Raw genomic sequence first — 13448 nt, 5'->3', positions numbered from 1 at the left:
TGCGATGCAAAAAAGGCCGACCGAAATGCCGCCCGGTCTTAGTGTTCCTGGGTTAGGTCAGGACGGTTGCCGCGGCGCTGCTGCGGCTCTTCGCGGGCGCGGCGCTCCTGCTGGACCACCGGATTGACGTCCTGGGCGGCCGGAGCCGCTGCTGGCGCCTGCACCTGCGGCTGGGGCGCGATTCGGCGCCGTTCTGGCTGCGCTTGCGGCATCTGCTGCGGCGCCGGCTGCTGCTGGACTGCCGCAGGCGCTGCCTGCACCTGGCCCTGGCGCGCACGCCGCATCTCGTCCATCTGGCTGCGCCGCTCGTCCATTTGCATGCGGCGCATCTGGTCGGCCTGCCCGCGGCGAGCCTCTTCGATCTGCGCCTGCCGCATCTGGTCCAGCTGGCTGCGGCGAGCGGCATCCGCCTGTTCGCGCCGTGCCGCTTCCATCTGTTCGCGACGTTCGTCGCCCCAGCGGGGACGCGGGTCGTCGGCGCCGCGCGCTTCCCGGCGCTCGTCGTTTCCAGCCCGACCCTCGCGGCGCGGCGCTGGCTGGACCTGCACCGGGGCCGCTACAGGCGCCTGTACCTGCGGCTGGACCGTTGGCGCAGGTGCTGCCTGCACCGGACGGCGAACGCGGTAGGACACGCCATCGGCTTCGACCGCTCCGTCACGCGGACGACGGACACGCTCACCCCTGCTCCACGAGGGCCTCTGCGGCGCAGCCACCGGCGCGTTTTGCAGCGCCAGCGGGGTGACGACGCCACGCGGCGCGGACGGCACCACAATCGGCGCACGGCGATTGAACTGGTCATGCGGGACCACGGTCAGGCCATGGCGGCGATGGTCGTCGTTGCGACGGCGGCCGTCATGCGGACGCGCGTGCCGGTTGATATAACGGAGGTGGTCGTTCTTCACACGGTAGCCAGGAGTGTAGTGCTCGCCGAATCCGAGCGGGTACCAGCCTTGCGCCGGAGCGGAACGGTGCATCGAGCCGCTGTTGAACGCCAGGTTCCATCCGCTGCCGCCAACCCAGCCGACCAGCGCAGGCGCCCAGACAGGACGGCCGGTGTGGCGGCCCGGCGCCCAGCCCCAGCGCTGGTTGACCATCACCCAGCGGCCGTAGTGCGATGGCGCGTAGCCCCATGGCGCGTTGTCGATCCAGGTCCAGCCCCATGGCGAGACCCAGGTCCAGCGGCCGTCGCGGTAGGGCGCCCAGCCAGCCGATACGTGGCGTGGCAGCCATACCGGGCCGTATTCGCTGTTGTCGCTCCAGCTGCCGTAGCGGTCGAGTTCTTCGTAGCCGGTCATCTCGGTGGTGACGTAGCGGTCCGAGACCACGCGGTCGTCCTGCAAGTCGCGCAGGCGCGCCCAGTCGTCGAAGCTGGTGCGTACCGCCAGTGCGGTCAGCAGGTCGCCCTGGCGCATCTCGACGCGGCGGCCGGGACGAACCGAGATGGTCGAGCCGTCCGAATCGACCAGCGCGACGCCGTCGAACACGTCGACCACGCTGGCGTCGCGATCGGCATCGATGCGGATGCGGCCTGCTTCGCGCATGCGCACGCGGCCCTGCGGCGTCTCGATCGAGAAGCCGTCCAGTACCTCGGTGTTGCGGACGCGGATGTTCGCGCTGCCGTAATGGAGCAGCAGCTGGAGGCGGTCGTCGTCCAGCTCAAGCACTTCAAGCGACGAGTCGCCGTCGAGGCGCACGGCGGTCGAGCCGATGCGGATCTCGGTGCGGGCGTTACGTTCGGTGGTAATGCGGTTATCGCTGGTCACCGGCCAGTTCACCAGTGCGCCTTCGGGCTGGTCGCCGTCCTCGCTGCTGATGGTGACCGGTCCCTGGACCAGCGACACGCGGCCCACGCGCGCAGGCGCTTCGGACTGGGCCTGGGCGAGGACGGAGCAAGCCATCAGCGCCAGCACGGCCGCGACTCTCATAAAGGGACTACGCATGGTGTTCTCCAGGGATTTGGATTAGGGCATCTGCCAAGTATAAAACGCGGCACGACGGCGAACGGACCACAAGCGTTACAAACGGTTGCAATCCGCCCGAAAAGGGAAACTCAGGCGGCCGTTGCGCCGCGCTTGACGAAGAACAGGGCGCCGCCGACCAGCATCAGCACGCCGCCGAAGAAGCGGTTCTGCTTTTTGACGGCGCGCGCGTCGCGGAAGAAGCGCTGCATCGACGAGGCCAGGAAGGCGTAGCCGTTCATGACGATCGAATCGACGACGACCATGGTGATGGCCAGGATGCCCAGCTGCGGCAGCAGCGGCGCGGCTTTCGAGATGAACTGCGGCAGCACCGCGACCATGAAGATGATCCCTTTCGGGTTGGTCGCATTGGTCAGGAAGCCGGTCAGCACGCGCTTGCCGAAGGCCGGCGCCAGGACCTGCGCCGGCGCGGTGGCGTCGCCGGGCATGATCTCGACCTTCGAGCGCCACTGCGCGAGGCCAAGCCAGATCAGGTAGAGCGCGCCGACGGTCTTGACGATGTTAAAGGCCAGCTCGGAGGCCAGCAGCAGCGAGCCGACACCGGCGCCGGCGATGGCGAGCACCAGCAGCAAGCCAAGCTGGAGGCCGAACACGGTGGCCCCGGCCTTCTTCACGCCATACGACAGCCCTTGCGACATCGCGAGCACGGCGCCGGAGCCAGGCGACACGGCGATGATCGAAGCGGCGAAGACGAAGGCAATCCAGGTGGCGAAGCTCATGGGGGGAATTCTGGGGAGGGGGAAATGACGCGGCGCCACGCTGCGGCGCCCGGTATGCCGGGGCCGCTGCGGGCACGCGGGGTGCTGCTTACTTCTTCTTTGGGTTGACCGCCGACTTCAGGGTCGCGCCAGCCGAGAATTTTGGCGTCTTCGAAGCAGCGATCTTGATCGCTTCGCCGGTCGATGGATTGCGGCCCTTGCGTGCAGCGCGCTTGGCGACGGAAAAGGTGCCGAAGCCGGTGATACCTACCGTGTCACCCTTTTTCAGGCGCTCGGTGATGATGTCGATGATGGTGTTGACAGCGCCGTTCGCGGCTGCGCCGGACATTTCCGTACGCTTCGCAAATTCTGCAATCAGTTCGCCTTTTTTCATACTATCCTCCGGGGTTAAAAGAGCGGGAAGATTAGCATAAATATTGCCGTGTGTAATAAATTCTAAGGCGGCGATGCAAAAGTAAGCCCTGCTGTGACTGGCCTGCGACGGCTTTGGTGCATTGCGGGGGATGCCGCAATGCGACCGTTCCGCTTAGTCGGCGAGCGCCGGCTGGCCCTTGCCGGCAGGGGCCAGCCGTGTGCGCAGCGCAGCATTGATCAGGGTCTGGTAGCCGGTACCGCAGCGTTCGGACAATGAACGGAACTCTTCCAGCACCTCGTCGTCGAGGTAAATCGTGATGCGGGTCTTGCGCTTGACAGGGCGCGCCGCGCCGCGGGTGACGGTGGTCGAGAAATCGTATTCGGTATTCATAAAGAACCTCGCTGGAAAGTCAGGCAGCCTGTTGATGCATCCAACTATACGGCGGGCGCGCGGGAAAATACGAACAAAGCGACGAGATGCAGTTTTTGCGGCCTGAACTGCCAAAATGCGGTGCTTTTTTGCGCATGCAGCGGGAGCGCGCCGTCAGGTAAGATGTGTGTCTTCGACATTCATACGGAGCAGTACCCATGGCAAGCAGCTTGCTGGCTTTACTCGACGACATCGCGACCATCCTTGACGACGTAGCCGTCATGAGCAAGGTCGCCGCCAAGAAAACCGCGGGCGTGCTGGGCGACGACCTGGCGCTCAACGCCCAGCAGGTATCGGGCGTGGATCCGGATCGCGAACTGCCGGTGGTGTGGGCGGTGGCCAAGGGCTCGTTCGTCAACAAGGCCATCCTGGTGCCGGCCGCGCTGGCGATCAGCGCGTTCGCGCCGTGGGCGGTGACGCCGCTGTTGATGATCGGCGGCGCGTTTCTCTGTTTCGAAGGCGCCGAAAAGCTGGCGCACAAATACCTGCACAAGGAAGAAGACGCGGCGCACGAACAGGAACTGGCCGCCGCGCTGGCCGATGAGTCGGTCGACATGGTGGCGCTGGAGAAGGACAAGATCAAGGGCGCGATCCGCACCGACTTCATTTTGTCGGCGGAGATCATCGTGATTTCGCTCGGCACCGTCGCCGCCGCCACGTTCACCGAGCGGGTAATGGTGCTGACCACCATCGCGCTGGTGATGACGGTTGGCGTGTACGGGCTGGTGGCGGGCATCGTCAAGCTGGATGACGCGGGCCTTTACCTCAGCAAGCTGAAGAACGCCGCCGCCCGGCGTTTCGGCGATTTCCTGCTGTGGATGGCGCCGAAGCTGATGAAGACCCTGTCGGTGCTGGGCACGGCGGCGATGTTCATGGTCGGCGGCAGCATCCTGATGCATGGCGTGCATGCGCTGGCGGTGATGGTTGAAAGTGCTGCGCTAACGGCGGGCACTGTGCCGGTGCTTGGCGGTGTGCTCAAAGCGGTGACGCCGACCCTGATCGATGCGGTGGCGGGGCTGATCGCGGGTGGGGTGGTGCTGTTGGTCGTTACCGTTATTCAGAAGATGTTCAAGCGGGAGAAGGCCGTAGCGCATTAAGGCGCAGTCGTTGTTCGCGTCCTCGAAAAAATGACGGAATGCGGCTTCGGCGAAGCGTGCCTTACGCGAAACTGACGCGAAACTGACGCGAAAATTTTATCTGTTGTTATCTGCACCAGATCGAGTGTTGCAGAATTGACTTTGTTGCATGTAAGTACGAGTATCAAAAGCAGGTTCGCAGCTTTTGCCGGTCGTAATTCCATCAACGAGGAAAAAAAACAATGCATAGAACGTTCGCACCCAAGAAACAGTTTCTCGCCTTAACCATCGCTTCGCTGTTCGCATCAAGCGCTTCCGTGGCGCAGACAGTGTCCAACGACCCCTCCGCCACTGTCGTCGTGACCGGTACCCGCGTTGCGAACCGCACCGCGCTCGATACCGCCGCCCCGGTCGACATCATTTCCGCCGATACGCTCAAAGCCAGCGGCAGCACCGAGATGAACCAGGCGCTGTCGGTGGCGCTGCCTTCGCTGAATTTCCCACGCCCCGGCCTTGCCGACGGTACCGACACCATCCGTCCTGCCACCCTGCGCGGCATGGCGCCGGACCAGACCCTGGTGCTGGTCAACTCGAAGCGCCGCCATGCGTCGGCGCTGGTGAACGTGAACGGTACGATCGGCCGCGGCTCGGCTGCCGTCGACATGAACACGATCCCTACCGCGATGGTCCGTACCATCGAGGTGCTGCGTGACGGCGCCGCCGCCCAGTACGGCTCGGATGCGATTTCGGGCGTGGTCAACATCCGCCTGCGCACCAACCGCGATGGCGGCGAGGCCACCGTTTCCTATGGCGCGCGCGAGAGCGAATACGATATCGTGGCCAGCCCGACGCCTGCCGGGGCCACCTGGGCCCCGCCTGCCTCGCGCAAGCGCTCCGACGGCGAGACCCTGACCGTCAGCCTGTGGAAGGGCCTGAGCCTCGGCGAAGACGGCTACCTGACCCTTGCCGCGGAAGTCAAGGACCAGAAGCGCACCGAGCGCGGCGGCTGGGATTTCCGCCAGCAATATCCGCTGGTAAACGGCGCCTTCGATCCGCGTGAAGCCACGATCAACCGCTTCAACGCCTGGTACGGCGAACCGGAAATGGAGCAGGCGACCGTGTTCGCCAACGCCGGCTACAACCTCGGCAGCAACGTCAAGCTGTACGGCTGGGCCAGCTACCAAAAGCGCGATGCCCGTTCGGCCGGCTTCTTCCGCCGCGCCTTGCAGGACCAGAACATCATCTCGATCTATCCGAACGGCTACCTGCCGATCATCGCCCCATCGGTTGACGACTACAGCGCGACCGGCGGCGTTTCATGGATCATGGGCGAGTGGGACATGGACGCGTCGCTCGGCTACGGCAAGAACAAGATGGCGTTCACCATCGAGAACACGCTGAACCGTTCGATCGGCCCGTCCAGCAAGACCGAGTTCGAAGCTGGCGGCTTCTCCTACGACCAGCTGGTCTTGAACCTGACCGGCGTGCGTTCGGTGCCGGTGGCCAGCCTGGCCTCGCCGCTGAACGTGGCCGTGGGCGCCGAGGCGCGCCGCGAGGGCTACGAGCTGTTTGCCGGCGAGCCGGATTCGTACCGTCACGGCGGCGTCACCCTGGCCAATGGCACGCCAGCGCCTCCGGGTGCGCAGGTGTTCCCTGGCTTCCGCCCGGCCAACGAAAGCAACACGCACCGCACCGCGATCGGCGCCTTCGTCGACCTGGAAGCGAACCTGACCAAGGAACTGCTGGCCTCGGTCGCGGTACGCGGCGAGCATTACTCCGACTTCGGCGAAAGCCTGGCCGGAAAGTTTGCGATGCGCTACGACTTCAACAAGGCGTTCGCGCTGCGCGGTTCGGTGCAGAACGGCTTCCGCGCACCGTCGCCGCAGCAGCAGAACTTCACGACGACGTCGACCAACTTCATCAACGGCGTGCCGTTCGAGATCACCACCTTCAAGCCGAATGATCCGGTCGCGGTGGCCCTCGGCGCCAAGCCATTGGACGCGGAAAAATCGCTCAACGTCTCGCTCGGCGCGGTGATGCGCTTCGGCGGCCTGAACGTGACGGTGGATGCCTACCGCATCGATATCGACGACCGCATCATCCTGTCGGAAAACCTGACGGCGACCAATGTGCGCGACTTCATCCGTGCGCAAGGCTTCATCGGTGTGGGCGGCGGCCGCTTCTTCATCAACGGTGTGGATACCAGCACCCGCGGCGTGGACGTGGTCTTCAACTGGCCGATGAACTTGGGCGAAGCCGGCAAGTTCGACTTCACCGTGGCCGGCAACTTTACCGACACCGAAGTGACCAAGGTACCGGTGACCGCCCAGCTGTCCGCGCTGAGTCCGGCGCCATCGTTGTTCGATCGCCTCAACGTGCTGTCGCTCGAGCAGGGCCAGCCGGAGAACAAGATCAACGCGAACGTGAACTGGAAGCTTGGCCAGTGGGGCGCAACCTTCCGCGCCACGCGTTACGGCAAGGTGCTGTCGCCTGGCACCACCGCCGCGCTGGACTTCACGATGGGCGCCCAGACCGTGGTCGACCTCGAAGCGCGCTACGCGGTGACGCCGAAGCTGAATGTGGCGGTCGGGGCGGACAACGTCTTCGACGAGTATCCTGAGTCGCTGCCGCCGGCGCTGAACACGACCGGCAACGCGGCGTTCGCCAACTACGCGCCGTTCGGACGTTCGGGCCGCTTCATCTACGCCCGCGCTTCGTACAGCTTCTAAGCTGAAGCAGGGTGGCGGGCGCCGCGGCGCTTGCCACCCTGTGTTTTTCTGCATCAGCATTCCGCCATACCACTTCCCCGACCGGTTCACGATCCGTATTCCGCCTTGCCGACCAATCAATTGCTCTTGTTCGACAATTCTAATATCATAGAAATATGATCGAACCTAACCCACTGGACACCAAACCTGTCATCGCCGCCCTCGCCGCCCTGGCGCAGGAGTCGCGCCTGGCCGTCTACCGCCTGCTCGTGCAAGCTGGCCCCGGAGGGATGACGCCCGGCAAGATCGCGGCGGAGCTCGGCATCCCGTCATCTTCGCTATCATTCCATTTGAAGGAGCTGGTTCACGCCCAGCTGATTACGGCAACCCAGGATGGCCGCTTCCTGCTGTATGCGGCGAATTTCGCAACCGTCAACGGGCTGATCGGTTTTCTGACCGAGAATTGCTGTGCTGGCCAGCCCTGCTGAAAAGGATAAGTCATGGCAACAATACGACAAGCAACAACCGCCGACCTGCCTGAGATTGGGCAGATTCTCGAGAACGCCGGACTGCCGTTTTCCGACATCGGGCCGTCGCATCTGCCCGATTTCCTCGTCGTCGAGAAAGACAGCGCGGTGGTTGGCTGTGTCGGCATCGAACGCTACGGCCGCGATGCGCTGCTGCGTTCGCTGGCGGTCGATGCGTCGCGCCAGGGCGTCGGACAAGGACGCCACCTGGTCGAGGCGATTGAAGCGCACGCGCGCCAGTCCGGCATTGCGCGCCTGTTCCTGCTGACAACCAGCGCCTCCGGCTTCTTCGAGGACCATGGTTACCGCGCAATCGCTCGCGAGGATGCGCCTGAGGCACTGCGCCACAGCACCCAGTTTTCAAAATTCTGCCCGGCCAGCGCCGTGTGCATGGAAAAAGACCTGACACAGGCGACCAAGGCAGGCGAATGAACAGTCGAAGTAACACGGCAAGAAGGCTGGTCGCGGAAGGACTGGGGACGGCCTTCCTGCTGGCGGTCGTGGTCGGTTCGGGCATCATGGCCGAACGCCTTGCTGGCGGCAATGTCGCAATCGCCTTGCTGGCCAATACGATTGCCACCGGCGCCGGCCTGGCCGCGCTGATCCTGACCTTCGGCCCGATTTCTGGCGCGCACTTCAACCCGGCGGTGACATTGTCCGAGGCGTGGCAACGCAACATGCCGGCGCGCGAAGTGCTGCCGTATATTGCCGTGCAGCTTATCGGCGCCTTCGCCGGCGTGATGGCGGCGCACCTGATGTTCGAGGCGCCCTTGCTGTTCGCCTCGGCGCACGAGCGCAGCGGGCCTGCGCAATGGTGGAGCGAGTTCGTCGCCACGTTCGGGTTGCTGGCGGTCATCATCGGCTGTTCGCGCAGCCGGCCGGCAATCACGCCGTTTGCCGTGGCCGCCTACATCACCGCCGCCTACTGGTTCACCGCGTCGACGTCGTTCGCCAACCCGGCCGTTACGCTGGCGCGTGCCGCCAGCGATACCTTTGCCGGCATCCGTCCGGTCGACGCGCCCGGATTCATCCTTGCCCAACTGGCTGGCGCCGCGGCCGCGACGATGGTGTTCTGCTGGCTGTATCCGGCCGCGCCGAAAGACGCGACCATCGCCGGCACAGTCGCACCGGGCGATTTCGACAGTACCGCCGGCCAGGCCTGAAACCTGGCGGTCAGCCCGACTGCGCCGTTTCGGCGTAGGTGTGCTCCTGCTGCGCCGGAACCGGCTGGATCAGTTCGGGATTGCGCAGGCGGACCGTGTCCGAGCGAATTCCACCGATCAATCCCCATGCCGCGACCCAGCGGATCGCCTTGTCCTGCTCATTCGGCGTCGGCGCGCTGATGGCGCGGCTGATCGCCCGGCTCATGCGCAGCATGCCGTAGCTTTTTCGCTCCTGGCGGTCAGTTCGTGTCATGTCGTATGAGGAGTTGCAAATATTTTATCGTTCATATTTTACGGCTGAGCGCGGTCAAAACTACTGGGCGCTTGTACAGTTGAACAAATGATCCCTGCATTTCTTTGGCTGGAACAAGGTATGTTGTCGAATTTGCGACGAAACGTTTCCGCAGGAATTCAGATTGATTGCGTGATCGCACGAATAGCGCGAACAACGACGATTGCCGCCGCTGATCGTACGTTCACGCACTGTCCGCAAGGGGGGCGGACGCTAGTGTGGTTACAAGAGCGGACAAGTAGCGGGTAATTTATGAATCACCGTCCCAGGGAACAACGAAAAGCTTACGCCATGCATCGCATGGCGGAGGCGATCGGACGTGCGATCCGGTCCGAGTCAGCGCAGGAACAGGAACGCGCGAAGCGCTGGGCTGCCGCGTGGGGAGTGGTCAGCGGCATCCGGTCGAGCGGCATCCGGCTGCGGCGCGACGTCCTGTTCGACGGCCGCGGCAAGGGTGGCCCGCGCATGGCCTGATCAGCGCGCGCGGATGCTTTTGAGCACTTTGTACTGCGCGTCGAGCATGGCAGTGTTCGGATCGTGGCCGACACGTTCGAGCAGGATATGGTCCTTGTGCGGCGCGACGATGCTGTCGAAATACGCCTTCGTCACTTCCTTCGTCGTCACCAGGTCTTCAGCGCCCTGGATCAGGTACACCGGCATGTCGAACCGCGTGCCAAGCTTCGGCAGGTCGATCGTGCGGAGCATGCCGTCGCCTTCCATGCCGACGAACTGCAGGTAGGCGTAATCCTCGCCCGCCTCGTATTCGGCTGCCGCCTGCGCCGTGGCGTACTCGGGCGCGCGCGTCCACCAGGCGGCTGGCGCCGGATCCGTCACCTTTGCTTCGTATAGCCGCGTCGCACGCCGCAGGATGCCGAAGTTGCGCGGGTTCTTCCATGGCGGCGGTCCCAGCGCTTCGATGGTAGCGACGGTTTTGCTGTCGCCGGCGGCACGGGCGCGCTCCAGAACCTTGGTGTAGCTGGCCAGTGAATTGTCGCGATTGCTGATGAGCTGGCTGGTGCCGACGTAGGCGGCGAACAGGTCCGGCCGCATCTTCGCCATGTGCACCGCCAGCACCGAACCCCACGATCCGCCCTTGAGGATCACTTTCTGCTTGCCGAGGCGGTGCGTCAGGTATTCCGCCACCTCGACGCCATCCTTCGCCATGCGCTCGACCGTCAGGGTCTCGTCCGCGCTGCCTTTATTGCGACCGAAGGTCCGGCCGGCGCCGCGCTGGTCCCACTGGACGAGCGTGAACTCCTTCTCCCAAGCTCCGTAGAGCTTGCTCGCGTAAGGCGTCATCGGATTTCCAGGCCCGCCATGCACGATCAGCACGACAGGATTGGCGCAGCTGGCGCCCCTGATCGTCATCCATTGCTCGATGCCGCCGATCGACACGTAACGTTGTTCGGCAATGCCGCCGCCTTTGCGGGCGCACTCATGCGTTTCCACGACCGGCGCTGCGGCGGATGCCGCTAATGGAAAGAGAAACAACGGGATGAGACAGAGTCGGACGATGGCGCGCATGATTCCCTGACAAAGAGTTAATCTTTTAACTATATATCGGCTCAGCCATGCAGGATAGAAAAATCAGAAGGTAATGATGAAGCGCGCCCCGCCGCCAAGCGACCTGGCATAGCGAACCGCGCCGCCATTGCGGTGCACCAGCTGGCGCACCATGGCCAGGCCGATGCCGCTGCCTTTCTCCCGCGTCGAGAAGAAGGGCGTGAAGATGGCGGCGATCAGGTCGTCCGGCACGCCGGGACCGTTGTCGCTTACGGCGATATGCAGGCGCCCGCCGCGTGCGAGCCTGGCGCTGATCCGCACTTCCGGCACCGCCTGTCCTGCGCTTGCTTCGGCCGCGTTCTTGATCAGGTTGACCAGTGCCTGCTCCAGTTGCCCCGGGTCGGCCATCAGTTCAAGGGAATCGGGCTCGACGACAAAGATGGCGCGACCGCCACGGGCCTGCCACGCCGGGCCCACCAGGGCGGACAACCCGGCGAACATCCGCGACACGGCGATCCGCTGCGGACGGGCTTCCGGCACGCTCGCCAGGGTGCGGTAGCCGCTGACGAACTGCGTCAGGCTGTCGGCGCGGCGGCTGATCGCATCGAGTGCGATGTCGAGATCGCCGGCGATGTCTGCCGGCAGGCTGGCGCTGGCGCCGCGCAGCAACTCGCGCGAGGTCTGCGACAGCGATGCCACCGGCGTCAGCGAATTCATGATTTCATGGGTCAGCACATGGACCAGCTTTTGCCATGCCTGCATGGCTTCGGCTTCGAGCTCGTCTTCCATCGGCATCAGCGCCACCAGGCGCTGCGGCTCGCCATCGACCGTCATCGCGTTGGCGGTGGCGAGCGCGCGTTCGGTGCCGCGCTCGGTATCGAAATCGATGACGCGGCGCTGGCCGACCGCCAGTTCCGCCAGCGCGCGGTGCACCGCTGGCACATCCGATGCGCGGCCCGGCGCCAGCAGGCGGCGCGCGCTGGCGTTGACTGGTTCGACCGCGTCCAGGCGCGAGGGAAGAATACGAAACAGCGCGATGGGCGCGTGTTCCAGCTGCGACTCAAGGCCAAGCGCGCGCGTCGCAAGCATGGCCTGGTCGGGTGGCAATCCAACCGCGACCTCAAGCGGCGGCAATTGTTCCGCTGCGGCCAGGCCACGGCGGAACAGCATGATCGCCACGGTCGCGGCAACCGCGCTGGCACCGAGACGCGCGGAATCTGTTGGTGCCGAACCAGCGCCCCACGCTGCCATCGCCAACAGCAACGCGCCACCGTACACGAGGCGTTTCGGGCGCGGGTCAGAGTCCATGTTTTTCCAGCTTCCGGTACAAGGCGGCGCGGCTGATGCCGAGCAGTTTCGCCGCATGGCTGATGTTGCCCTGCGCTTGTTCCAGCGAAGCGGCGACCGCGTCGCGTTCGAGCGCGTCGAGCTTGAGGGCAGTGGCCGTGGAGGCCGATGGCGCAGGGACTGGAACCGGGTCGGCGCTATGCAAGCCGAAATCCGCGAGGGAGTAGAGCTCCGACTCGGACAGGATCACGGCGCGCTCGCAGGCATGGCGCAGCGCGCGCACATTGCCCGGCCATGCATGCGAACACAGCGCATCGAATGCGGAAGGCGCGATGGCGCGCCCGGGCCTGCCGTATTGATTTTGGTACAGCGCCAGGTAATGCGTCAGCAGCTGGGGAATGTCGCCGGGCCGCTCGCGCAAGGGCGGCACGCGGATGACGATCGTGTTCAGGCGGAACAGCAAGTCGGGACGGAAGCCTTGCGCGTCATACAGCCTTGCTTCATCGAGGTTGGTGGCGCTGATGATGCGCACGTCAATTGTTTGCGGGCGATCGGCTCCCAGCGGCGTGACTTCGCGGCGTTCCAGCGCAGTCAGCAGCTTCGATTGTGCGGCCAGCGCCAGGTTGCCGATCTCGTCGAGGAACAGCGTGCCTCCCGAGGCGGACTGGAATCGCCCCGCACGGTCGTTGCGCGCATCCGTGAACGCGCCTTTGCGGTGGCCAAACAGCTCACTTTCGAGCATCGATTCCGGCAAGCTTCCCATATCGACGGCGAGGAATTGCCCGGCGGCGCGGCGCGACGCGAGATGGACGCCGCGCGCCACCAGTTCCTTGCCCACGCCGTTCTCGCCGAGCACCATGACATTGGCCTCGGTCGGTCCCACATTGGCAATCGCCGCGCGCAGTGCGCGCATGGCGACCGAGTCGCCGAGCAGGGCGGATGTGGCCGGCGGCGGTGGCGATGCGGCAGCGGCGCGGCGCGCCAATGCCGCATCGACGGTGGCAGCCAGGCGCGCATTGTCCCACGGCTTGGTGATGAAGTCGCAGGCGCCGCGCTTCATCGCGGCAACCGCCAGCGGGACGTCGGCATACGCCGTCATGGCGATCACGGCGGGCGGATTGGGCAAGGCTTGCAACTGGTCCAGCACCTTCAATCCCTGCGCGCCATCGGTCCGTCCCGGCGTGAAATTGAAATCGAGCAGCACCACATCAGGCGCGCTGTGCTGCAGGTAACGCGCGACCTGCGAGGGATCGCCCAGCGTGGTGACCTGTCCGGCGCGACGCAGCAGCAGTTTCGCGGCGTAGGCCACATCGGCATCGTCGTCGAGGATCAGGATCTGCGCTGGGATGCCGGGCATGGGGAGTGGGGTGGGAAGCGGTGCGCCGATTCTAGCAGCAGCGTCCGGTTGCC

Annotated in this window: 14 protein-coding genes; 6 read left to right on the top strand and 8 right to left on the bottom strand. The window is 64.8% G+C overall.

Annotated features, from left to right (window positions below; all coding sequences use genetic code 11):
• Positions 1 to 38 precede the first annotated feature (38 nt).
• The 4 genes from HHL21_RS05250 to HHL21_RS05235 all read right to left on the bottom strand — a co-directional run bounded on the left by HHL21_RS05250 (position 39) and on the right by HHL21_RS05235 (position 3557).
• Positions 39 to 1940, bottom strand: coding sequence for a DUF6600 domain-containing protein (locus HHL21_RS05250; protein ID WP_169464193.1), 1902 nt, complete (start codon positions 1938 to 1940; stop codon positions 39 to 41).
• Positions 1941 to 2050: 110 nt separating this feature from the next.
• A complete protein-coding gene (locus HHL21_RS05245) occupies positions 2051 to 2698 on the bottom strand; it encodes a LysE family transporter (RefSeq protein WP_169464192.1) in 648 nt (215 codons plus the stop codon).
• Positions 2699 to 2786: 88 nt separating this feature from the next.
• Positions 2787 to 3071, bottom strand: a complete 285-nt coding sequence (locus tag HHL21_RS05240) for an HU family DNA-binding protein (RefSeq protein WP_131423695.1) — start codon at positions 3069 to 3071, stop codon at positions 2787 to 2789.
• Positions 3072 to 3224: 153 nt separating this feature from the next.
• Positions 3225 to 3557, bottom strand: coding sequence for a BrnA antitoxin family protein (locus HHL21_RS05235; protein WP_206085593.1), 333 nt, complete (start codon positions 3555 to 3557; stop codon positions 3225 to 3227).
• 83 nt (positions 3558 to 3640) lie between these two features.
• On the opposite strand from HHL21_RS05235, the gene HHL21_RS05230 reads away from it, so the two are divergent.
• The 5 genes from HHL21_RS05230 (at position 3641) to HHL21_RS05210 (ending at position 8956) form a co-directional block, all read left to right on the top strand.
• Positions 3641 to 4579 carry a DUF808 domain-containing protein gene (locus HHL21_RS05230; protein WP_169464191.1) on the top strand — a complete coding sequence of 313 codons (939 nt, stop codon included), beginning with the start codon at positions 3641 to 3643 and terminating at the stop codon, positions 4577 to 4579.
• Between the two features lie 308 nt (positions 4580 to 4887).
• Positions 4888 to 7287, top strand: a complete 2400-nt coding sequence (locus HHL21_RS05225; RefSeq protein WP_370659668.1) for a TonB-dependent receptor plug domain-containing protein — start codon at positions 4888 to 4890, stop codon at positions 7285 to 7287.
• A gap of 155 nt (positions 7288 to 7442) precedes the next feature.
• Positions 7443 to 7754 carry an ArsR/SmtB family transcription factor gene (locus HHL21_RS05220; RefSeq protein WP_370659667.1) on the top strand — a complete coding sequence of 104 codons (312 nt, stop codon included), beginning with the start codon at positions 7443 to 7445 and terminating at the stop codon, positions 7752 to 7754.
• Positions 7755 to 7766: 12 nt separating this feature from the next.
• On the top strand, positions 7767 to 8225 hold the full coding sequence (arsN2, locus tag HHL21_RS05215) for an arsenic resistance N-acetyltransferase ArsN2 (RefSeq protein ID WP_169464189.1): 459 nt from the start codon (positions 7767 to 7769) through the stop codon (positions 8223 to 8225).
• Positions 8222 to 8956 carry an MIP/aquaporin family protein gene (locus tag HHL21_RS05210; protein ID WP_169464188.1) on the top strand — a complete coding sequence of 245 codons (735 nt, stop codon included), beginning with the start codon at positions 8222 to 8224 and terminating at the stop codon, positions 8954 to 8956. Before arsN2 ends, HHL21_RS05210 begins: the two co-directional genes overlap by 4 nt.
• A 10-nt stretch (positions 8957 to 8966) precedes the next feature.
• Here the strand turns inward: HHL21_RS05210 and HHL21_RS05205 are convergent, their stop codons facing one another.
• Positions 8967 to 9209 carry a hypothetical protein gene (locus HHL21_RS05205; protein ID WP_169464187.1) on the bottom strand — a complete coding sequence of 81 codons (243 nt, stop codon included), beginning with the start codon at positions 9207 to 9209 and terminating at the stop codon, positions 8967 to 8969.
• 291 nt (positions 9210 to 9500) lie between these two features.
• On the opposite strand from HHL21_RS05205, the gene HHL21_RS05200 reads away from it, so the two are divergent.
• A complete protein-coding gene (locus HHL21_RS05200) occupies positions 9501 to 9722 on the top strand; it encodes a hypothetical protein (RefSeq protein WP_169464186.1) in 222 nt (73 codons plus the stop codon).
• On the opposite strand, the gene HHL21_RS05195 is transcribed toward HHL21_RS05200, so the two are convergent.
• The 3 genes from HHL21_RS05195 to HHL21_RS05185 all read right to left on the bottom strand — a co-directional run bounded on the left by HHL21_RS05195 (position 9723) and on the right by HHL21_RS05185 (position 13386).
• Positions 9723 to 10697 (bottom strand): alpha/beta hydrolase, encoded by a 975-nt coding sequence (locus HHL21_RS05195; protein ID WP_206085592.1) that lies wholly within the window; start codon positions 10695 to 10697, stop codon positions 9723 to 9725.
• A 138-nt stretch (positions 10698 to 10835) separates the two neighbouring features.
• Positions 10836 to 12059 (bottom strand): sensor histidine kinase, encoded by a 1224-nt coding sequence (locus HHL21_RS05190; RefSeq protein ID WP_169464185.1) that lies wholly within the window; start codon positions 12057 to 12059, stop codon positions 10836 to 10838.
• Positions 12049 to 13386 (bottom strand): sigma-54-dependent transcriptional regulator, encoded by a 1338-nt coding sequence (locus HHL21_RS05185; RefSeq protein ID WP_370659672.1) that lies wholly within the window; start codon positions 13384 to 13386, stop codon positions 12049 to 12051. The genes HHL21_RS05190 and HHL21_RS05185 overlap by 11 nt, the downstream gene beginning before the upstream one ends.
• Between the last annotated feature and the right edge of the window lie 62 nt (positions 13387 to 13448).

The sequence above is a fragment of the Massilia polaris genome (assembly GCF_012927275.1).
GTDB lineage: Bacteria > Pseudomonadota > Gammaproteobacteria > Burkholderiales > Burkholderiaceae_D > Telluria_A > Telluria_A polaris.
Note: the sequence above shows the minus strand (reverse complement) of the source record. Positions and strands in the feature narration are given on the sequence as shown.